The sequence below is a fragment of the Gilliamella sp. Imp1-1 genome, from assembly GCF_001690415.1.
GTDB lineage: Bacteria > Pseudomonadota > Gammaproteobacteria > Enterobacterales > Orbaceae > Gilliamella > Gilliamella bombi.
This window is the reverse complement of sequence record NZ_LZHK01000082.1, coordinates 1-407: the sequence shown is the minus strand read 5'-3', so window position 1 is coordinate 407 and position 407 is coordinate 1. Positions and strand designations below refer to the sequence as shown.

Here is a 407-nt window from a genome sequence, read left to right as displayed (position 1 = left end):
CGTCAACTAATGAAATGGCCGCTGACTTAGGTATAAACTGACGTATTAAGCCATTGGTGTTTTCATTTGTGCCTCTTTGCCAGCTTTTATAAGGCTCCGCAAAGTACACGGTGGTGTTTAAATAATGCTCAATAGCATGATGATAATTAAATTCGGTTCCATTATCAAAGGTGATGCTTTTAACCATTTTTTTAAACGGCGTTAGCAATTTTATTATCATATCTCTCGTTTCGGAGGCGGTACGTTGATTGAGGCGCCCAATTAATACTAGCCCTGTTTTGCGTTCAACTAATGTCACCAATGCTTGCTTGTCTTTACGGCTAATAATCGTATCTCCCTCCAAATGTCCTCGCGTTTTCCGGCTTTCTACATAACTTGGACGTTGTTTAATTGACCGTTTATATCGG

General features: G+C 39.8%; 1 protein-coding gene. It reads right to left on the bottom strand.

What is annotated here, in order from left to right; translation table 11 throughout:
• The coding region (locus A9G38_RS07270) for an IS30 family transposase (protein WP_141671759.1) at positions 1–407 on the bottom strand (407 nt) is incomplete at both ends.